The organism is Streptomyces sp. NPDC002643, assembly GCF_053592555.1.
This window is the reverse complement of record NZ_JBSFVY010000004.1, coordinates 443989-464878: the sequence shown is the minus strand read 5'-3', so window position 1 is coordinate 464878 and position 20890 is coordinate 443989. Positions and strand designations below refer to the sequence as shown.

General features: G+C 69.6%; 15 protein-coding genes, 1 tRNA gene and 1 riboswitch. Of the genes, 2 read left to right on the top strand and 14 right to left on the bottom strand.

Annotated features, from left to right (window positions below):
- Positions 1–3: 3 nt before the first annotated feature.
- Both ACWD4G_RS08970 and ACWD4G_RS08965 read right to left on the bottom strand, forming a co-directional pair.
- Complete coding sequence (locus ACWD4G_RS08970; protein WP_451291646.1) at positions 4–882, bottom strand: Bax inhibitor-1/YccA family protein; 879 nt, start codon at positions 880–882, stop codon at positions 4–6.
- Between the two features lie 334 nt (positions 883–1216).
- Positions 1217–1299 (bottom strand) — tRNA-Leu (locus ACWD4G_RS08965).
- A gap of 460 nt (positions 1300–1759) precedes the next feature.
- On the opposite strand from ACWD4G_RS08965, the gene ACWD4G_RS08960 reads away from it, so the two are divergent.
- Both ACWD4G_RS08960 and ACWD4G_RS08955 read left to right on the top strand, forming a co-directional pair.
- The gene (locus ACWD4G_RS08960; protein WP_451291644.1) at positions 1760–2530 is read left to right on the top strand and encodes an ABC transporter ATP-binding protein; all 771 of its coding nucleotides are present in this window, start codon (positions 1760–1762) and stop codon (positions 2528–2530) included.
- Positions 2531–2802: 272 nt separating this feature from the next.
- Positions 2803–5343: an ABC transporter permease gene (locus tag ACWD4G_RS08955; protein ID WP_451291642.1), complete on the top strand. Its 2541-nt coding sequence runs from the start codon at positions 2803–2805 to the stop codon at positions 5341–5343.
- Between the two features lie 33 nt (positions 5344–5376).
- On the opposite strand, the gene ACWD4G_RS08950 is transcribed toward ACWD4G_RS08955, so the two are convergent.
- The 12 genes from ACWD4G_RS08950 to ACWD4G_RS08895 form a co-directional block, all read right to left on the bottom strand.
- Positions 5377–6690, bottom strand: a complete 1314-nt coding sequence (locus tag ACWD4G_RS08950; RefSeq protein WP_451291640.1) for a class I SAM-dependent methyltransferase — start codon at positions 6688–6690, stop codon at positions 5377–5379.
- Between the two features lie 430 nt (positions 6691–7120).
- Positions 7121–8509 carry an NAD(P)/FAD-dependent oxidoreductase gene (locus ACWD4G_RS08945; RefSeq protein ID WP_451291638.1) on the bottom strand — a complete coding sequence of 463 codons (1389 nt, stop codon included), beginning with the start codon at positions 8507–8509 and terminating at the stop codon, positions 7121–7123.
- A gap of 578 nt (positions 8510–9087) precedes the next feature.
- Positions 9088–10029: a Ppx/GppA phosphatase family protein gene (locus ACWD4G_RS08940; protein ID WP_451291636.1), complete on the bottom strand. Its 942-nt coding sequence runs from the start codon at positions 10027–10029 to the stop codon at positions 9088–9090.
- Positions 10026–10559, bottom strand: coding sequence for a DUF501 domain-containing protein (locus ACWD4G_RS08935; protein ID WP_451291635.1), 534 nt, complete (start codon positions 10557–10559; stop codon positions 10026–10028). The genes ACWD4G_RS08940 and ACWD4G_RS08935 overlap by 4 nt, the downstream gene beginning before the upstream one ends.
- A gap of 41 nt (positions 10560–10600) precedes the next feature.
- Positions 10601–11104, bottom strand: a complete 504-nt coding sequence (locus ACWD4G_RS08930; protein ID WP_451291633.1) for an FtsB family cell division protein — start codon at positions 11102–11104, stop codon at positions 10601–10603.
- Positions 11105–11243: 139 nt separating this feature from the next.
- Positions 11244–12533 (bottom strand): phosphopyruvate hydratase, encoded by a 1290-nt coding sequence (eno, locus tag ACWD4G_RS08925; protein WP_451291713.1) that lies wholly within the window; start codon positions 12531–12533, stop codon positions 11244–11246.
- Positions 12534–12992: 459 nt separating this feature from the next.
- Positions 12993–13712: a transglycosylase family protein gene (locus ACWD4G_RS08920; protein WP_451291632.1), complete on the bottom strand. Its 720-nt coding sequence runs from the start codon at positions 13710–13712 to the stop codon at positions 12993–12995.
- A 4-nt stretch (positions 13713–13716) separates the two neighbouring features.
- Positions 13717–13865, bottom strand: a riboswitch (cyclic di-AMP (ydaO/yuaA leader).
- 235 nt (positions 13866–14100) lie between these two features.
- On the bottom strand, positions 14101–15219 hold the full coding sequence (locus ACWD4G_RS08915; protein ID WP_451291711.1) for a LysM peptidoglycan-binding domain-containing protein: 1119 nt from the start codon (positions 15217–15219) through the stop codon (positions 14101–14103).
- A gap of 144 nt (positions 15220–15363) precedes the next feature.
- Complete coding sequence (locus tag ACWD4G_RS08910; protein ID WP_451291630.1) at positions 15364–16674, bottom strand: cytochrome P450 family protein; 1311 nt, start codon at positions 16672–16674, stop codon at positions 15364–15366.
- Complete coding sequence (locus ACWD4G_RS08905) at positions 16671–18851, bottom strand: tetratricopeptide repeat protein (protein ID WP_451291629.1); 2181 nt, start codon at positions 18849–18851, stop codon at positions 16671–16673. Before ACWD4G_RS08905 ends, ACWD4G_RS08910 begins: the two co-directional genes overlap by 4 nt.
- Before the next feature lie 30 nt (positions 18852–18881).
- Positions 18882–19892 carry a nucleoside triphosphate pyrophosphohydrolase gene (locus ACWD4G_RS08900; RefSeq protein WP_451291627.1) on the bottom strand — a complete coding sequence of 337 codons (1011 nt, stop codon included), beginning with the start codon at positions 19890–19892 and terminating at the stop codon, positions 18882–18884.
- 159 nt (positions 19893–20051) lie between these two features.
- Positions 20052–20717: a SurA N-terminal domain-containing protein gene (locus ACWD4G_RS08895; RefSeq protein WP_451291626.1), complete on the bottom strand. Its 666-nt coding sequence runs from the start codon at positions 20715–20717 to the stop codon at positions 20052–20054.
- Positions 20718–20890: the final 173 nt, after the last annotated feature.

Here is a 20890-nt window from a genome sequence, read left to right as displayed (position 1 = left end):
GTTCTAGTCGTCGCCGCTGAAGATGGCGACCAGCCTCAGCATCTCGATGTAGATCCACACGAGGGTCATGGTCAGACCGAACGCGGCGAGCCAGGCCTCGTCGCGGGGGGCGCCGTAGGCGATGCCGTCCTCGATCTGCTTGAAGTCGAGGGTCAGGAAGAACGCGCCGAGCAGGATCGCGATGATGCCGACGACGGCGCCGAGCGGGCCCATGCTGCGCAGTCCGCCGTCAGGGGCGAGACCGAAGACGACCAGCAGCAGGTTGACCGCGAGGACCAGGATGAAGGCGATCGCGATGGTCATGCCGATACGGGCGTAGCGCGCGGTGACCCGAATCCAGCCCGCCTTGTAGACCAGGAGGGTGGCGCCGGAGACGGCCATCGTGCCGAGCACCGCCTGGAAGGGCGCACCGCTCCACTGCGAGTTGAACATCTCGCTGAGCACACCGAGGAAGACACCCTCGAAGGCGGCGTACGTCAGGATCAGCGCGGGCGAGGCCTTGCGCTTGAAGGACTGCACCATGGCGAGGACGAACGCGATGAGCGCGGCGCCGACGGCCAGGCCGTAGCTACTGGGCGAGACCGGCAGGAGGGCCCAGGCGAGGACCGCGCCGACGACGACCGTGCCGAGCGTCATGGCCGAGCGGACGACGACGTCGTCCATGGTCATGGCGCCGGAGCGGACCGGTGCCTGCGGCGGGGCGCCCTGGGGGGCCTGCTGGGCGTAGGGGTTCGTCGCGTACGGGTTCGCGCCCTGCTGGGCGTAGGGGTTGCCCTGGGTACCGACAGCTGCTCCCCCGGCCTGCGGCGCGGTGTTGAAGCCCGCGTAGCCGTTGTCGCGGCTGAACCCCCGTCGCGAGAAGACCGGGTTGCTGCTCCTCATTTCACTCCTCCATGGCCACCCTGCGTGGCCTTGGCTCAAGAGTAATAGGTAGGCAAAGGATTGACTCTAGTGCTTGGGGAGGATCTTTCCCTGCCATGTCGTCGAACACGCTACGCGTCTCCGTGATTCCCCGCCCCGCCGCCCTCAACCCATGACCAACCCGGTACACAGCCGCGACCGGCAGGAGATCGGCCGGAGATCGGCCGCCGGGTGTCCACGCCGTGGAGAGTGCCGCCCGCCCCCGCTGTTCGAACCGTATGGATACCGCGGGGGGTCCCCGGGGGGGCGGCGGTCGTGCGTGGGCTGGGGGAAAATGTTCGGTGTTTGTCGGAGGTGCCCAGAGCCGGACTTGAACCGGCACGCCCGCGAGGGGCAGCGAGGTTTAAGCTCGCCGTGTCTGCATTCCACCATCTGGGCAGGCCATGGGCTCCGCGCTTGAGTAACTGAGCCTATCGGGAGCCTTCCCCCGAACAGCGGAAGGGCGGACCGATGTTGTCTTATTTTATTGACGTCTGAGGGTGCATCAGCCCACGGAACGCGCCATCCGCACTTGCCAATAGCCTTGCGGACGGCACCACTCGGCGTATGCGGAATGACGGAATTTCACCGCCCGAACGAGCGGTCTCCGCGAGGTTTACACGGTGACGCGGTGACTCGTGTCGATCCCCCGTCCCCCACAACCGCACGCGTTCTCTCCCCCACACCACCCTCACGACCGCGCTCAGGGGCCGCCGTCATACCCAGGTATGACACAGCCTCGGGGCCGTCCGTCGGAAGTCTGCCCCCAAGACCGGAACTGCGACTGACTACACGGCGGCCCTCTGTCACGACGATGGAGACATCACCGAACGCCGTCGTCCGGACAGGAGTCCCGACCGTGACCACCACTCCCCTCGTCGACCGTGCCACCACCGTGGCCGCCCGTGCCACGGACCTGTCGAAGGTCTATGGGCAGGGTGAGACCCGGGTGGTCGCCCTCGACCGGGTGACCGTCGACTTCCGGCAGGCGGAGTTCACCGCGATCATGGGCCCCTCGGGATCGGGGAAGTCCACGCTGATGCACTGCGTGGCCGGCCTGGACACCTTCTCCTCCGGGTCCGTGCGCATCGGTGACACCGAGCTGGGATCGCTGAAGGACAAGCAGCTCACCAAGTTGCGCCGGGACAAGATCGGGTTCATCTTCCAGGCGTTCAATCTGCTGCCGACGCTGACCGCGTTGGAGAACATCACCCTCCCGATGGACATCGCGGGCCGCAAGCCGGACAGGCGGTGGCTCGACTCCGTGATCGGGATGGTGGGCCTGGCCGACCGGCTCGGCCATCGGCCCGCGCAGTTGTCCGGCGGCCAGCAGCAGCGGGTCGCCGTGGCGCGGGCGCTCGCCTCACGCCCCGAGATCATCTTCGGGGACGAGCCGACGGGCAACCTCGATTCGCGGTCGGGCGCCGAGGTGCTGGGGTTCCTGCGCAACTCCGTACGGGAGTTGGGGCAGACCGTGGTGATGGTGACGCACGACCCGGTGGCCGCGGCGTACGCGGACCGGGTGGTGTTCCTCGCGGACGGGCGGATAGTCGACGAGATGCAGGCACCTACCGCCGACTCGGTGCTGGACCGCATGAAGCGCTTCGACGCCAAGGGGCGCACCAGCTAAGGGCTGCGCCGCGTCGCCCCCGCCGAAGAGCTCGGGAAGTCGGGGTGCGTTGGCGAGTGCGGGTTGCCTGTGGTTGCTCGCGCCGTTCCCCGCGCCCCTTAAAAACATGGGGTGACCCCAGATCTTTCAGGGGCGCGGGGCTGTGTTCGATATGCGGCTCCGCCGCGTGGGCGCGACCAGCCCCCACCCACCCGCAGCCGCCAACGCACCCTGCAACCCGTGCTCTCAGGCGACCGAAATCACTCATCCTCAACCCCGAACAGGGACCCCCAATGTTCCGTACCGCCCTGCGCAACGTGCTCGCGCACAAGGCCAGGCTGTTGATGACCGTGCTCGCCGTGATGCTCGGAGTGGCCTTCGTGTCGGGCACGTTGGTGTTCACGAACACGATCTCCCAGGCGCTGCAGAAGAGTTCGGCCAAAGGCTTCGACCACGTGGATGTGGCGATCAGGCCGGAGGGCCGGGCGAACGAAGGCGGCGCGGTCGCCGAACAGCCCCAGCTGACGCCCGGGTTGCTGGAGAAGATCGAGCGGGCGCCCGGCGTCGAGTCGGCGCTCGGTGTGGTCAGCGGCTTCACCGCGCTCGCCGACAAGGACGGCAAGCTGATCGGCGGCGGCTTCCAGTCGCAGGGCGGGAACTTCTGGGGGACCGACGACCCCAGGTATCCGATACAAGCCGGCGGTCGCGCTCCCGAGGGGCAGGACGAGGTCGCCATCGACGCCAGGACCGCCGAGCGCGGCGGATACGAGGTCGGGGACCGGGTCCGGCTCTCGGTCGACGGGCCCGTCCTCACCCCGACCGTCACCGCGATCTTCACCACCGACGACGGCAATGTCGCCGCCGGTGGCAGCCTCGCCCTCTTCGACACGGCCACCGCGCAGAAGCTCTTCCACATGGAGGGCCGGTACGACGAGATCGACGTGCGGGCGGCGGCCGGCACCAGCCAGACGCGGCTGAAGGCGGCGGTCGAGAAGGTCGTGCCCGCCGGTACCGGGTCCGTGACCACGGCGGCGAAACTCGCCGACGACCAGGCCGAGATGATCGCCTCGTCGATGAGCGGGCTGAAGAACGGTCTGCTGGTGTTCGCGGGGATCGCCCTGTTCGTGGGCACGTTCATCATCGCCAACACCTTCACGATGCTGGTCGCCCAGCGCACCAAGGAGCTGGCGCTGCTGCGCGCGGTGGGTGCCTCGCGGCGTCAGGTGACGCGGTCGGTGCTGATCGAGGCGTTCGTGGTGGGCGCGATCGCGGCGGTCGCCGGACTCGCCGCCGGTGTCGGCATCGGCGCCGGTATGCGCTCCCTGATGGGCGCCCTGGACGCGACCGTTCCGGACGGCCCGCTGATCGTCTCGCCCGGCACGATCGCCACCGCCCTGCTGGTCGGTGTGCTGATCACCATGCTGGCCGCCTGGCTGCCGGGCCGGCGCGCGGCGAAGATCCCGCCGGTGGCCGCGATGAGCAGCGTCCACGCGCAGGCCACGACCAGGTCCCTCGTCGTACGGAACACCATCGGCGCCCTCTTCTCGGGCGCGGGTGTCGCCACCGTCCTGTACGCCACCACGATGGAGGGCTCGGACGGACAGGCCCCGATGGGCTTCGGCGCCGTGCTCCTGATCATCGGCGTCTTCGTCCTCACCCCCCTGCTCTCCCGGCCGTTGATCGCCGCCGCCGCTCCGCTGATGCGGGTGTTCGGTGTCTCCGGCAAGCTCGCCCGGCAGAACTCCGTGCGCAATCCGCGCCGTACGGCCGCCACCGCCTCGGCCCTGATGATCGGTCTGACGCTGATCACGGGCATGACGGTGATGGCGGGCAGTCTGCAGACGGCGATCGACAAGATGGCCGCCGACGCGATCAAGGCCGACTACGTGGTGTCGATGGCCAACGGCAACTTCCTCTCCCCCGATGTGGAGAAGAAGCTCGCGGCCGCCGAGGGCGTCACCGCGACCTCGCCGCTGCGCAACGCCGAGTCCGTGATCGGCGACGAGACCGAGTACCTCACCGGGGTCAACGGCTCCGCGATCGGCGAGCTCACCAACCTGACCCTCGACAGCGGGTCGTTCAAGGTCGGCGGCACGGACGTGGTCGTGGACGCGGACACCGCGAAGCGGCGCGGCTGGAAGGCCGGTTCGACGTTCACGGCCGCGTTCGAGGGCGGCGAGAAGCAGCGGCTGACGGTCGCCGGGGTCTATGAGGGCAACGAACTGCTGCGCGGCGTCCTGCTGGACAACGCCACGCTCGACGAGCGGCTGCCCGCCGACGCCGACCCGGCCGATATGCAGGTCATGGTCAAGACCTCGGCCGGGGCCTCGGACGCCACCAAGGACCGGCTGGAGAAGGCCCTCGGTGACAACCCGGCCATCCAGGTCCAGTCCAAGAAGGATGTCTCCCACCAGATCGCCAGCATGTTCACCCTGGTGCTGAACATGCTGTACGGCCTGCTGGCCATGGCCGTGATCGTCGCCGTCCTCGGCGTCATCAACACCCTCGCGATGTCCGTCTTCGAGCGCTCCCAGGAGATCGGCATGCTCCGCGCGATCGGTCTGGACCGCCGGGGCATCAAGCGGATGGTCCGGCTGGAGTCTTTGGTCATCTCCCTCTTCGGCGGTGTCCTCGGCATAGGCCTCGGCGTCTTCTTCGGCTGGGCCGCCGGTGAACTGCTCGCCGCCAGGATGCCGACCTACGAACTGGTCCTGCCCTGGGCCCGGATGGCCGTCTTCCTCCTCCTGGCCGCCACGGTCGGCATCCTGGCCGCCCTCTGGCCCGCGCGCCGGGCGGCCAGGCTGAACATGCTGACGGCGATCAAGTCGGAGTGACCGGACCGTCAGCAGCCGTCGCGGGAAGGCCGTTCAGGTGGCCCGTGCGCCCCAGGTGCGGGTCCTGAGCGGCAGCCCCGACTCCCCTCCCTCCGGTGTCCGTACCGCCAGTACCTGGTTGACGCCGATGCGGTTGCGCTCGAAGGCGAGCGCGCAGGCGGCCATGTAGAGCCGCCAGACACGGGCGCGGTTCGGGCCGGTCAGCGAGACGGCCCGGGCCCACTCCGTCTCCAGGTTGGTGACCCAGGCGCGCAGGGTCAGGCCATAGTGCTCGCGCAGGGACTCCACGTCCCGGACCTCGAACCCGGCGCGTTCGAGCTGGGTCACGGTGGTGCCGATCGGGGCGAGTTCGCCGTCGGGGAAGACATACGCGTCGATGAACCCGTCGAGCGAGTACGCGCCCTCGTCGTGCTGCGGGCGCCGCGAGATCTGATGGTTCAGCAGCCGCCCGCCGGGCGCGAGCAGCGCGTACAGGTCCTCGGCGTACTCCAGATACTTGTCGGCGCCCACGTGCTCGGCCATCCCGATGGAGGAGACGAAGTCGTACGGCCCGTCGCCGACGTCCCGGTAGTCCTGCACCCGGATCTCGACGCGATCGGTCAGCCCCTCGTCGGCGACCCGCTTACGGGCGTACGCGGCCTGCTCCTGCGAGAGCGTGATCCCGACGACGTGGACGCCGTACTCCCGGGCGGCGTGCACGGCCATCGAGCCCCAGCCGCAGCCGACGTCCAGGAGGCGCCGGCCGGGGGTGAGGCCGAGTTTGCGGCAGACGAGGTCGAGTTTGTCGTGCTGGGCGGCTTCGAGGGTGGTGTCGTGCGGGGAGGCCCAGTAGGCGCAGGAGTACACCATGGACGGGCCGAGGACGAGTTCGTAGAAGTCGTTGCCGACGTCGTAGTGGTGGCTGACGGCGCGTTGGTCGCTGCGGCGGGTGTGCCGGTGGCGGGTACGGCGGACCTCCTCGGGGGGCGGCTCCGGCGGCACGAGCACGGCGGGGCCGGCCAGCCGCAGCAGGCCCTTGACGGCCGCCCGTACCTCCGGGTCGCGCAGGGCCTCACCGAGGCCCCGGGCGGCGCCCTCGTCCCGCTCCCACACGTGTTCGGCCATCAGGTCCAGTACGGCGTACAGGTCGCCGTCGACGGCCAGGTCTCCGGCGACCCAGGCCCGGGCCAGGCCCAGTTCGCCCGGCTTCCACAGGAGGCGGCGCAGGGCCCTGCGGTTGCGCACGACGAGGGTGGGGGCCGAGGGGGGGCCGGCCTCGGAGCCGTCCCAGGCCCGCAGGCGGACGGGGAGGGGGGTTTCCAGTGCCTGTTCGAGCAGAGCCTTCAGCCGCGGCGCGGCGTCCTGCATGGTGCACACCTCCGTGACGAACGATCCCGGAATGTCCAGTCACCACGTAAACATCTGCGAGGCCCTGACGCAGTCCCCCGTATGCGTTACAGATCGATGTCGCCCCCGCCGCCCCTACCCGTCCCATCCCCAGGGGCTGCGCCCCTTCGACCCCGCCCAATGACTCGGGGGACGGGCTTGTCGGGCGGGTGCGGGTGGTGTGTGGTCGCTCGCGCAGTTCCCCGCGCCCCTGAAAAGCGGGGCTGCGCCCCGACTTTTCAAGGGGCCGCAGGCCTCCTTGAAGGGGCGCGGGGAACTGCGCGACAAGCCCCCACTCACCCGCAGCCGCCACACCCCACGCACCCCCGAGTTCCTAGGCGCCCCCGAAAACCCCGAAGGGCCCCCGCACCACGGATGGCGGGGGCCCTTCGGGCTGGTCGGGGACCTGAGGTCAGGAGGCCTTGGCCTTCTCGGCCTCCGGCTTGGCGGCGGCGGCCGGCGCGGGAGCCGGCTTCGCGGCCTCGTAGAACTCCTCGCGCGGGTGCTCCATCGCGCCGAGGGAGACGACCTCGCGCTTGAGGAACATCGCGAGGGTCCAGTCGGCGAAGACGCGGACCTTGCGGTTCCAGGTCGGCATGGCCAGACCGTGGTAGCCGCGGTGCATGTACCACGCCAGGCGGCCGCGCAGCTTGATCTTCATCTTGCCCATGACGATCATCGCGACGCCCTTGTGGAGGCCGAGACCGGCCACCGCGCCCTTGTTGGAGTGCGCGTACTCCTTCTGTGGGAAGCCCCGCATGCCGGAGACCACGTTGTCGCCGAGGACGCGGGCCTGACGCAGCGCGTGCTGGGCGTTCGGCGGGCACCAGGCGTTCTCGACACCGGCCTTGCGGGCGGCGACATCGGGCACCTGGGCGTTGTCACCGGCGGCCCAGATGTAGTCGGTGCCCTGGACCTGGAGGGTCGGGGCGGTGTCGACGTGACCACGGGGGCCGAGCGGGAGGCCGTAGCGGGCCAGCACCGGGTTCGGCTTGACGCCGGCGGTCCACACGATCGTGTTGGAGTCGACCTCCAGGCCGTTCTTCAGCACGACGTGGCCGTCGACGCAGGACTCCATGGAGGTGGAGAGGTAGACCTCGACCCCGCGGCCCTCCAGGTGCTCCTTGCCGTACAGGCCGAGCTTGGGGCCGACCTCGGGGAGGATCTTGTCGGCGGCGTCGACGAGGACGAAGCGCATGTCCTCGCGGGAGACGTTCTTGTAGTACTTGGCCGCGTCCCGGGCCATGTCCTCGACCTCGCCGATGGTCTCGGCGCCGGCGAAGCCACCGCCGATGAAGACGAAGGTCAGCGCCTTGCGGCGGACCTCCTCATCGGTCGTGGAGTCGGCCTTGTCGAGCTGCTCCAGCACGTGGTTGCGCAGGCCGATGGCCTCCTCGATGCCCTTCATACCGATGCCCTGCTCGGCGAGGCCGGGGATCGGGAAGGTGCGGGAGACCGCACCGAGCGCGATCACCAGGTAGTCGAAGGGCAGCTCGTACGCCTCGCCGACCAGCGGCGCGACGGTGGCGACCTTGCGGTCCTGGTCGATGGTGGTGACCCGGCCGGTGAGGACCTCCGCCTTGGGGAGCACGCGTCGCAGCGGGACGACGACGTGACGCGGGGAGATGCTGCCGGCGGCGGCTTCGGGGAGGAAGGGCTGGTAGGTCATGTACGACCGGGGGTCGACGACCGTGACGGTCGCCTCGCCGTAGCGCATCTTCTTGAGGATGCGCCGAGCTGCGTACAGGCCTACGTACCCACCGCCTACTACGAGGATCCTGGGACGCTCCGTGGTGCTCATGCCATCGAGTATGTACCCGCCATCAGGGGGGTGCTCGTGCGCCCCTTCACAAGCTTCGGCAGGCCCTCTGCTACACTGCGCGACCCCCGTGACCCAGATCATGGCCGAACAGGGGAACCAGCGTGTGGGGCGGACCGTTGTCAATGGCGCGTGAACTGCCGTTCCGGGCCCTCGACCCCCCGGAACCACCCCTGGGTTTCACCCTGACGGGACCCCGGCGAAACCCCCTCGGCAACGCCCGGTTGACCTGCCGGAGACCCCGAAGTCTCTGCGGAGCCTCAAAACGTCGCCCAACAGGGCCGATTCTCTTGTGAAGAACTTCACGAAGTTTCTCGGCGGCGCATCGACGAGGGGTGCCGAACCGCCCCTCGGACGCGCTCAGACGTTATCCGAACTGCTCAGGAGAGGCTACCGGCCAGTAGTTAACACTTGCTCACAAGCGCCTCGCCGCCACGGGGAGGACCCGGCGGGCTATAGGGCCTGTCGTTTGGATCATGCCTGGGCCGCAGGGCGTGGCACGCACATCTGCGGCGTCAAGGCACCGTGGCCCGAAGTCGGCCTGATCCAAACGACAGGCCCTAGGCGATGGACCAGGCGATTCCATCCAGAATGTCGTGTTCGCTCACCACGACCTCCGCCGCGCCGATCCGCTCCATGATCGCGAGCAGGACGAGGGCGCCGGCGGCGATCACATCCACCCGGCCCGGGTGCATCGACGGCACGGCGGCCCGCTCGGCGTGGGTGGACCGCAGCAGCCACTCGGTGATCTCGCGGACGCGGTCGTGGGAGACCCGGGAGTGGTGGATGGCCTCCGAGTCGTACTCGGGCAGGTCCTGGGCGATCGCGGAGATCGTCGTGACCGAACCGGCCAGTCCCACCAGGGTGTGGGCCTCCCGCAGCGGCACGGTCTGCTCCGCGAGGTCGAGGGCGGCCTCGATGTCGGCCCGGATCGCGGCGACCTCGTCGGGGCCCGGCGGATCGATGACGGCACCGTCGCGGACGAGGTGCCGCTCGGTCATCCGGACACAGCCGATGTCCACGGAACGGGCGCCCCGCACTTGGCCGTCACCGACCACGAACTCGGTGGAGCCGCCGCCGATGTCGACGACCAGGAACGGCTTGGCCAGGTCGTCACGCCCCAACAGCTCCCTCGTGGCGCCGGTGAAGGAGAACTCGGCCTCCTGGTCGCCGGAGATCACCTCGGGCTCGACACCGAGGATGTCCAGGACACCGCGTACGAAGTCGTCCCGGTTCTCGGCGTCGCGGGAGGCGGAGGTCGCGACGAAGCGGAGGCGTTCGGCGCCGTGCTCCTTGATGATCGCGGCGTACTCACGGCAGGCGGCGAAGGTCCGCTCCAGTGCCTCCGGCGCCAGCCGGCCCGTACGGTCGACGCCCTGGCCGAGGCGGACGATGGTCATCCGCCGGTCCAGATCGACGAGTTCGCCCGTCCGAGGGTCCGCGTCGGCGACGAGGAGACGGATGGAGTTCGTACCGCAGTCGATGGCGGCGACACGGGTCACTGGTCGGCCTCCGCTTCCGCCGGAACCACACACGGGCCCTTGGCCCACCACTCCGGGAGCATCTCGATCGCCTCGTCGCCGAGCGGGTTGACGCCGGGGCCGGCCGCCAACGAGTGGGCCACGAGTACATGCAGGCACTTCACACGGTCCGGCATACCGCCCGCGCTCGGGAAGCCCTTCAGCTCCTCGATCTCGTCGCGGCGGCGGATGTAGTCCTCGTGGGCGGCCCGGTAGGCGGCGGCCAGCTCCTCGTCCTTCGCCAGCCGCTCGGTCATCTCCTTCATCACGCCGTTCGCCTCCAGCGTGCCGATCGCCGAGGCGGCGCGCGGACACGTCAGGTAGTACGTCGTGGGGAAGGGCGTGCCGTCGGGGAGCCGGGGCGCCGTCTCGACCACGTCCGGCTGTCCGCACGGGCAGCGGTGCGCGATCGCGCGCAGACCGCGCGGCGGACGGCCCAACTGCTGCTGGAAGGCCTCGACATCGGCGTCGGTGGGCTCGGTGCGGGGAGTGGAAGGAGGGGGCGTTTGCATACCTGTACGTAAGTCCTCTGGAGCTACTGGAGCTGTTCGATTCACTGCTGGTCGGCCGGGGCGACCGGGGCGGCGGCGTCGGCCTTGTCGACACCGTCCCAGACATTGGTGTACCAGGGGAGGTCGGCCGCCCCCTGGGTCGTACGGGACTGCTTGGCCGCGTCCGGGTCGATCATCGTGTAACCCGTCTCGCCGGGCATCACATAGTGCAGCCGCTCCCGGATGCGCTGCTCGGCGTACGAGTCGTCCTTCCAGCGCGCCTTGAGGTCGCGCAACTCCTCCACACGCTCGCGCGCCTCCTGCCGCTGCCGCTGCATGTCGGCGATCTCGGCGCGCTGGGAGACGTACTGCCTTATGGGATACGCGAGGGCCACGATCATCGAGCAGAGGACGAGGGCGAGCAGCGCGGCCCGGCCGGTGAGCCGGGAGCGACGGGCCTGGCGCTTGGTCTGGGAGCGGTAGACCCGCGCGGCCGTCTGCTCACCGAGCAGCTTGATACGGGTCGCGGTGGAGAAGCGGTCCCGGTCCCGGTCCTTCACGGCCATGTCCCGCGTCCCCTTCTTCTGCTGCCCTGCTGCTGCGTGTACGCGCGTACGTCCCCGCACACGGTACGGGACCGGGTACGGGGACGTATGTACGACGCTTCCTGCTTGCCGTCCTGCTTGGGCTCAGCCCTTGCTGTGCTTAATAGTTCGCAGAGCGAAACCGGGGGAAGGCCGAGCGGCCCGCGTACACGGCGGCGTCGTCGAGGATCTCCTCGATGCGGAGCAGCTGGTTGTACTTGGCGACGCGGTCCGAGCGGGCCGGGGCGCCGGTCTTGATCTGGCCGCAGTTCACGGCGACGGCGAGGTCGGCGATGGTGACGTCCTCGGTCTCGCCGGAGCGGTGGGACATCATGCACTTGAAGCCGTTGCGCTGGGCCAGCTCGACGGCGTCCAGGGTCTCGGTGAGCGAGCCGATCTGGTTGACCTTGACGAGCAGCGCGTTGGCCGCGCCCTCCTCGATGCCACGGGCGAGGCGCTCGGGGTTGGTGACGAAGAGGTCGTCGCCGACGAGCTGGACCTTGTCGCCGAGGCGCTCGGTGATGGTCTTCCAGCCGTCCCAGTCGTCCTCGAACAGCGGGTCCTCGATGGAGACGAGCGGGTACGCGTCGACGAGCTCGGCGTAGTAGTCCGTCATCTCGGCGGCGGTGCGCTCCTTGCCCTCGAAGACGTAGACGCCGTCCTTGTAGAACTCGGAGGCGGCGACGTCGAGTGCCAGGGCGATCTGCTCGCCGGGGGTGTAGCCGGCCTCGTTGACGGCCTCAAGGATGAGGTCGAGGGCGGCGCGGTTGGAGTCGAGGTTCGGGGCGAAGCCGCCCTCGTCGCCGAGACCGGTGTTGAGGCCCTTGCGCTTCAGGACCTTCTTGAGGGTGTGGTAGACCTCGGCGCCCCAGCGCAGGGCCTCGGAGAAGGACTCCGCGCCGATCGGGGCGATCATGAACTCCTGGATGTCCACGTTGGTGTCGGCGTGCGAGCCGCCGTTCAGGATGTTCATCATCGGCACCGGGAGCAGGTGCGCGTTGGGGCCGCCCAGGTAGCGGAAGAGCGGGAGGTCGCTGGCCTCGGAGGCGGCGTGGGCGACGGCGAGGGAGACGCCGAGGATGGCGTTGGCGCCGAGGGAGCCCTTGTTGTCGGTGGCGTCCAGGTCGAACATCGCCTGGTCGATCAGGCGCTGCTCGGTGGCGTCGTAGCCGACGAGCTCCGGGCCGATCTGCTCGATGACCGCGAGGACGGCCTTCTCGACACCCTTGCCGAGGTAGCGGCCCGGGTCGCCGTCACGCAGCTCGATGGCCTCGAAGGCACCGGTGGAGGCGCCGGACGGAACGGCGGCACGACCCGTGCTGCCGTCGTCGAGGCCGACCTCGACCTCGACCGTGGGGTTGCCTCGGGAGTCCAGGATTTCCCGGGCTACGACGACGTCGATGGACGGCACGAGCATCTCCTTCTTGGATGTGACGCGTTGGTGCGAGGCCGCGTGGGCCATGCGACTAGAGCCTAACCGCCCCGGGGCCGTCGGCAGCCGACCGACCGTCTCGTGGACAGAGAGACGGGTCCCATTGTTCCAGAGCGGAACAAAGGGGGGTGTACGGGAGTGGGCCGGCAGATGAAGAGAAGGAGGAGCGGCGCAGGGGTGGAGAGCGGAAGAGGGGTGGAGAGGGGCGGGGGAAGAAAAAAGCCCCGCCCCGGTGCGTACGGGGGAATGCGCACCGAGGCGGGGAGCCCGTGGGGGACGGGGGTGGCCCGCACGAGGTCTTCACTATGGAGGACACGGATGTGCGCGGGCTGTGGTTCAGCTGAGGAGCGGCCAATTTTTCTGGACTCAGCCGAACCGTCCGGCCACCGGCCCGGCCTGGGCCGGACCGGCGGGGCACCGGCTCGCGCCGGGCCGTCGTCAGCTCAGGTGGAGCTGCTGGCCGGGGTAGATGAAGTCGGCGTCGTCGATGATGTCCTTGTTCAGCTCGAAGAGCTTCTCCCAGCCGCCCTCGACGTTCTTCTTCTCGGCGATGCCGCTGAGGGTGTCACCCTTGACGACCTTGTACTCGCCGTCGCCCTTCTTGACCTTCTTGCCGGTCGGGGTCTCGACGGTGGCGCGCTCGGAGGAGCGGGAGGCGCGGGTCTCCTGGGCGCTCTCCGAGGTGGAGCCGGAGGTCGAGCCGCTGTTCGAGGACGAGCTGCTCGAACCGGAGTCCGTGTTCGAGGAACCGCTGTCGGAGGAGGCCGAGCCGCCGTCGTACGCGGCGCTGGACAGGCCCGTGCCGCAGACCGGCCAGGCGCCCTTGCCCTGGCCTGCGAGGACCTTCTCGGCTATCTCGATCTGCTGGGCCTTGGTGGCCTGGTCGGCGGTGGAGGCGTACTGCGTACCGCCGTACGCGGCCCAGGTGGAGGCGGAGAACTGCAGACCGCCGTAGTAGCCGTTGCCGGTGTTGATGGACCAGTTGCCGCCGGACTCGCACTGGGCGACGGCGTCCCACTCGGAGGCGGTGGCGGCGGAGGCGCTGCCGGCCGCGATCAGCGGGGCGGCGACGGCGGCGGCACCGGTGACGCCGACGACGGCGATGGCGCGGGCGGCCTTGCTCGGGCGGCGGTGCTTGCCCTTGCTGGAAAACAGCATGGAGTGATCCCCTCACCGACGCCTGCGAGGTGAGCTGTCGGGTTCGGGCCGGTTGAGTTGCCCGGCCGCGCATGCTCGCCTTTCGGCTCACATCGCACGGCTTCACCCCGAGCCGGTTCCCGCGACCGAGACCCCGAAGGGCCTCAACCGCCGGACCCGGCACTTACCTTGGGTCCCCCGCTCCTGCCAACGGCGCTTGACGCGACGACTGTTCCACGCGGCCGTCGGCAGGATTCGGCGTGACGACCGCAAGGGCCCGCTGTGGGCGAGCAGTCACGACCGTAAACACGTGAATCGGCGAATCCCAAAGCGGAATGGGGGATCTGTGATTCATCTCCCACCGAGATCAAAACGGGCATTCAGGGGCGAACCATGACCCGAACTGCCGCTACCTTTCGCCCGTTTCGACAGCGACTTCAAGGGTCTGACCGGGAACGATGTGGTCCGGGTCGGTTCCAACCGTGCCCTCGTTCTCGGAGTACAGCTCACGCCACCCGCCAGGGAGGTCAAGGGAGTCGGCGATCGACGTCAAAGTGTCCCCGGCGCGGACGGTGTACGAGGCGAAGGCGGCGTCGACGGCATCGCGGGCGACATCACGCGCGGCGCCCCGGGCCGCGTCGGCGGCACGGGCGGCGTGACGGCCGGAGGACGAGGAGTCGACGGAGGAATCGGCACCGGAGTCACCGGCCGCGCCCTCGTCGGCGCTCGCGCCCCGATGGCGACCGGCACCGGCGTCACCGCCCTCACCGGACGAAGCGCTGTCGTTCTGCCTCGAGTTGCCCGACTCGTCACCCGTTGCGCCTCCTGTGGATGAGCTGTCGGACCCCCGTGAATCGTCGCCGGCGGAGCCGTCGGAACCATCGGAGTCATTCGAGCCGGTGTCACCCTTGACGGAGTCCTCGTCGGCCTTCTTCGGCGAATCGGATACTCCGGATGACTCGGACGACTCGGACGACTCGGATGACTCAGGCGATTCGGCCGACTTCGGAGACTCGCTCGAATCAGATGAACCGGATGAACCAGATGAGCTGGACGAACCGGTGGAATCAGTCGAACCGGAGGAACCGGAGAAATCATCCGAGTTCGACAAGCCGTCATCCGCGACGCCGGTGTCGACGTCGGCGGAACCGTCGTCGCCATCGAGGTTGTGGAGCAGACCGCAGGTGGACCAGACACCGACGCCCTGGTCAGCGAGGATTTTCTCGGCGACTGCGATTTGCTGCGAACGGCTCGCCTGGTCGGGGCTGGTGGCGTAGTCGAGGCCGCCGTAGCTCTCCCAGTTCGCCTGGGAGATCTGAAGACCGCCGTAGCGTCCGTTGCCGGTGTCCGCGCTCCAGGCGCCGCCGCTCTCGCACTCCGCGACCTGGTCCCAGGTGGTTCCGCTGGCCGCGCTCGCGCCGGTGGCGCCGAGGAGCGGGATGGCGATGGCGGAGCCGGTCACTCCGGCCGCGACGAGAAGAGCAGGGGCCTGACGGGGGCGACGGTGACGACCGTTCCCGGAGAGCATGCGGTTGCCTTTCACGCGACAGCGGTGGCCCGTGCGAGGGATGTGGTGGGCCTTCGCACTGATGCGTGAACGTATCGGCAGTCGATCACTTGTCACAAGTCAATGCAGTACAGATCACGTGAAGATCACAGACTTGAGGGTGTGTCATGTTTCGGTGCCGTGCGGGGTACTGCTATCGGCCGCCCGAACCGGCGTGAACTCCACGGGAAGTGTGCGCAAGCCTCGCATGATGAGCCCCCCGCGCCATCTCAAATCGGCTGAATCCACCGCGAGTCGGAGATCCGGGAGACGGGTGAGCAGGGTCGCGAGCGCGGTCTGGCCTTCGAGACGGGCGAGGGGGGCGCCGAGGCAGTAGTGAATGCCGTGGCCGTAACCGAGGTGCTGGTTGTCACGGCGGGAGAGGTCGAGGGTGTCGGGGTGGGTGAACCGGGCCGGGTCGCGGTCGGCTGCGGCGAGGACGACGAGGACGGGGTCGCCGGGGGCGATGTCCTGGCCGCCGATGGTGAGGGGCTCGGTCGCGAAGCGCCAGGTGGCGAGTTCGACGGGGCCGTCGTAGCGGAGGAGTTCCTCGACACCGGTTTCGAGGAGGCCGGTCTCGCCCGCTGAGAGGGAGTTCTGGAGGCGGGCGCGCTGGTCGGGGTGGGTGAGGAGGGCGTAGGTGCCGTTGCCGATGAGGTTGACGGTCGTCTCGAAGCCGGCGAAGAGGAGGATGAAGGCCATGGCGGCGGCCTCGTTCTCGGTGAGGTGCTCGCCGTGGTCGGAGGCCCGGATGAGGCCGGAGATGAGGTCTTCGCCGGGGGTGGGGTCGGTGGGGAGGGCCTCGCGTTTGCGGTGGATGAGGTCGGCGAGGTAGCCGCGCATCTTCTTGACCGACCGGGCGACCCCGCCGCGCGGGCCCCCGCCGTGCCGGATCATCATGCCCGCCCAGTCCCGGAAGTCGTCCTGGTCCTCGCGGGGGACGCCGAGCAGGTCGCAGATCGCGTAGATGGGGAGGGGGAAGGCGAACTCATGGATGAGATCCGCCTCGCCCTTGGCCGCGAACCGGTCGATGAGGTGGTCGGTCAACTCCTGGACCCTGGGGGCGAATTCGGCGACTCGGCGAGGGGTGAAGGCCTTGGAGACCAGCCGACGGAGCCTCGTGTGATCCGGCGGATCGATATTGAGCAGATGCGTCATCAACTCGGCCTTGCGTTCACCGGGGATGCCCGTCTTCCCCTTGGCGTGCGCGGGCTCGTCGTGATGCGCCGGGTTCTTGGAGAGGCGGGCGTCGGCGAGGGCCTGCTTGGCGTCTCCGTAGCGGGTGACCAGCCATGCCTCCACGCCACTGGGGAGCGTGGTGCGATGCACCGGGGCATGCTCCCTGAGCCAGGCGTACGCCGGGTACGGGTTGGTGGCGAACTCCCAGGTGAAGAGTTCGGGGGCGCCGGCAGGGGTGGGGTGGGGCTGGTTGGTCACTCGGTGACGGTATCGGGCTGGCCGGTGGGCTGGCCGGTGGGCTGGTCGGTGGAGGGGACGGGCAGCGGGCTCAGGCGTCTCATCGCGTAGTAGTGGTCCAGTTCGGCGGCTTTGTGCAGCCACCGGTCGGCTTCCTCGGCGTTTCCGCGGTTGCGCAGGTGCTTCGAGAGCCAGTACGCGGCGTCGCCGCTCCCTCGCACGGCCTCCTGGCGCAGCAGTTCTTCGCCCTCCTCCACCGCTCCCGTGTGGAGGAGGAGGTTTCCGAGGTTCCGGGAGGCCGCAGGGTGACCCAACTCCTCCGCTCTGCGGTAGAGCTGTTCCACCTCCACGTCGTGGCCGCCCAGGCGGTGCAGGAAGACGGCGAGCGAGTGCACGCCATCGGGCTCTTCCAACTCGGCACCACGACGGAGCCAGTACTCCGCGTCACCCTTGTTGCCCCTGTAGGAGAGCGCCCTGCCCAGGCTGGTGGCCACCTCCTTGTGACCGGCCTTGACCGCCTTGGTGTACCAGCGAAGCGTCTCGCCTCCCCCGGAGGCGAGCAGCATCTCGCCCAGTGCCTGGGCCGCCTCCCCGTCCCCTGCCTCGGCGGCCTGCCTCAGCCAGTGCTCGGCGCGCTTCCGGTGGAGTCGACCGAGTTGGAGCGCTGCCCAGGTGTTGCCGTCACTCGCGGCCCTCTCCAGATACGGCAGGGCGGCCTGCTCGTCCTCCCGGTCCAACAAGCGCCACGCCAGATCCACCGAGGCCATCACGTGCCCCGCGTCGGCCGCGCGGCGCAACAGCGCCTCGCCCTTGTCACCTCCCATGAGGACACCGAGGCCATGGGCCACTTCGCTGTCCCCTGCCTCGATACGCGACCAGAGCGTGAGATAGGCGGCATCGCGGAGCACTTCCCGTTGCGCGGCGTCCTCCACCTCGCAGAGCAACGCCCACCACACTTCGTCCGGCACCGGCTCCAGGGTCCCCGACCCCACCGCCTCCGCGACCAGCGCGCCGTGCGCCCGCCAGGTGTCGGCTTCCTCGCCCGCCACGAGGAGCCCCGGGACACGGAACATCCGTTCCGTCGCCCACGCTCGCGCCTCCTCGAACGACTCTCCTCCCTCGACGGCTCCGTACTTCTCGTGCACGCTCCTGAGCAGTTCGATCGGTACGGCCGTCATGACCCCGCACCGCGCCAAGTCCACCGCCGTCCGCACCAACAACTGTCCACGCGGATGCCGGGCGCGCGTCCCCTCCCGCTGCCACTCGTCGAACAACTGGTGCCCGACCGCGAAGTACGAGGCGGGGCCCTCCTTGCCGCTCCACTCGTACGCCGGGTAGGCCCGTGGGTCGCCGCTGTCCCACAGGCGTGCGAGTTCGTCCTCGCTCCACTCGCTCGGCAGCAGCACCGTGCGGGCCTTGGCCACAACGCGGTCGCTGGGGGCGGTGCGGGCCCGACGCCGGTAGTACTCGTCGGGGTGCATGGTGCCGACGACGACCACTCCGAGGCCGGTGAGCTTGTTCAACAACCCTGGTTCCAGGACGCCTTCGCCGAGGTGGTCGAACTCGTCCAGCCACACCACGTACTTGCCGCGCCCACCCCGCAACGCGGCGGGTACATGGCGCAGATCCTCGGCACCGCCGGGTGCGTAGAACACATGTCCCTCCAGCGACCGCACCCCCTGCCACGCCGTGTACGACTTGCCCGCGTACGGCTCCCCCAGGATCAGCACCAGGCCGGGGCGCCCGAGCGCGGTCCGCAACTCCTCGTCGCAGTCACGAGGCACATACCGCGGGACATCGGGCTGCCCGGGTATGTGCCGGGTCTCGCCCACCCCGAACTCCCAGGGCTCGACCTCGGTCACCGGCTTCCACTGCGCGGGGGCGGGGACGTTGCCGTAGTAGTTGTGCTCCGTGTGGTTGTGCTCCTCCTTCGCGACGACCTTGTCGTGGAACTCGGCACCACGGAAGTCGTTGTGGTCGCCGGTGTACTGGGGGCCCGTGTAAAGACCGCTGATGTCGCGGGCCTGGATGACCGGTGCGCCGAAGGTGCCGCCGTTGATGTTGTTGACGGTGGCGTGGTCGCCGGTGACGGCCTGGCCGATGTCCCGCCCGGCGGCGATCGATCGCTCGCCGCGGGCCTCCACCGGGCGCTCGCGCCCGGTCTCGTCGTCCGACTCCCGCCCCACATCAGCCCCCATGCGTCGCAACCAGCCGTAAGGACAACGGTACTAAGCGTTCAGCCCCTCGGCCGACCGCACGGCGTCCCGGTAGGCGCGGGCCGCCGCCCGGAGTGCCGCCTCGGGGTCCACTCCGGCCGCTTCGGCGCGTACGGCCATCGCCAGCAGCTCGTAGCCGGGGCCCTCGCCCGTGGGGAGCGGGACGTCCAGGGCCGCCGTGCGGACGCGGGATGCCAGCTTGGACGCGAGGGCCAGGCCGGGCTGGCCGAGGGGTATGCCGTCGGTCACCGACTCGCGCTGCTTCTCTATGGCCTTCGTTCGGAGCCAGTGCGCCTTGACCTCCTCCGGGGTCGTGGCGGTCTCGTCGCCGAAGACATGGGGGTGGCGGTGGATCAGCTTGGTGACGATGGTGGCGGCCACGTCGTCGATGGAGAACGGGGTGTCGGGGTCCTCCTCGGCGATGCGGGAGTGGAAGACGACCTGGAGCAGGACGTCGCCCAGCTCCTCCCTCAGCTCGTCCCGGTCGCCCTCCTCAATCGCCTCGACCAGTTCGTACGCCTCTTCGATGCCGTACTTGGTCAGGCCCTTGTGGGTCTGCTGGGAGGACCAGGGGCACTCGGCGCGGATGCGGTCCATGACCTGGACCAGGTCGAGGAGGCGGGCGCCGGGGAGGTCGTAGGAGGCGGGCAGGAGCTCCAGGGACGGCATCCGGACCCGGCCGGAGCCGGCGAGGCGGGCCAGGCCGTCGGTCAGGTGGGGTTCGCCCTCGGCGGTCGCCACGACCACGACCGTGCGGGCACCGGCGCAGGCGTCGACCAGCTCCTGTGCCGTCGGGGCCGCCTGCTCGACCGTTATGCCGGCCTCGCGGAGGTAGGGCAGCTGGGGGTGTGCCTCGTCGGCGCACAGGACCCGGTCGGCCGCCTGGAGTGCCTGCCAGGCGGGCCAGGAGAGCAGGCCGGGGGCGACTCGGTGGCTGGTGGTGAGCAGGACCACGCGACCGGAGGCGGGCAGCGGGGCCCGGTCCGCGGTGTCGGGGGTGCCGTCGGGGCGGTTTGCGTTCACGACACGAACGTAACCCACACCGCGGACGGCCCCCGAAGTTATCCACAGGCCCGTTGTCCACAGGTCGGCGGTCGCCGGTGGCCGGTGGCCCGCGTGGCCCGTGACCGGTGTCCCGTGGCCCTCGTCGGTGGCAGGTGGCCGCCGGTGGTCGGTTTCCGACTACGCCGGCTGGTCCCCCGTCGCTGAGACGTCCCGTACCCATGGGGTCTCGGCGTTGGTCAGGCCCACGCGGCCGTCCTGGCCGACGCCCCAGCTGCCGTAGCGGGGGTTGAGGTCCACGTCGAGTTTGTCGGAGGCGTCGTTCAGGGCCTTCCAGAAGGCGTCGCTCCCGGCCGGGGTGTTGAGATCGGCGCCGAGGGCGGTGGCGAGCTTCTGGACCTCGACGTCGCTGCGGAGGCTCTCTTCGAGGTGGTCGGGGGCGACGGCGTACTGCTGGAGGTAGGCCTGCTCCAGGGCCTCGGCGCCGCCGGCGTTCTTCTCCAGGTCGGAGCGGTACTGCTGGACTTCCTTGCGGGTGACCGTGACCCCGGCGTCCTCCAGGGCCTGGTCGAGGACCTTCTCCAGGACCAGTCCGTTCAGGGTGTTGCGGGTGAGACTGGGGGTCTGGGCGATGACCTGCTGGTACTGGGCGTCGTCCGTGCTGGCGGCTCGCTGGGCGACGCGCACGTCGTTCACCCGGTTCTCCAGTTGGGAGACCGTGATCCGCTCACCGCCGACGACGGCCGCCGCGCCGGGGTGCGCGTCGTTTCCGCAGGCGGTCAGGAGCGGGGCCGCGGCGGCGATCGCGGCGGAGAGGACGAGCGCGGTGCGACGACGGCGGTGCAAGGGAGCCTCCCGGGGAGCTTGTGCGACGGAGCACAAAGTCTTGCGGTGATCGATGGTAGGCAGTGGGCCTGCTGTGGCCAACCCATTCGACCAACGATTCACCAGGACTTCGGCCATCGCCGCGCTCCCCGCGCCCGCACACCTGCTCTCGCGCTGCTCCGCGCCGACACGCC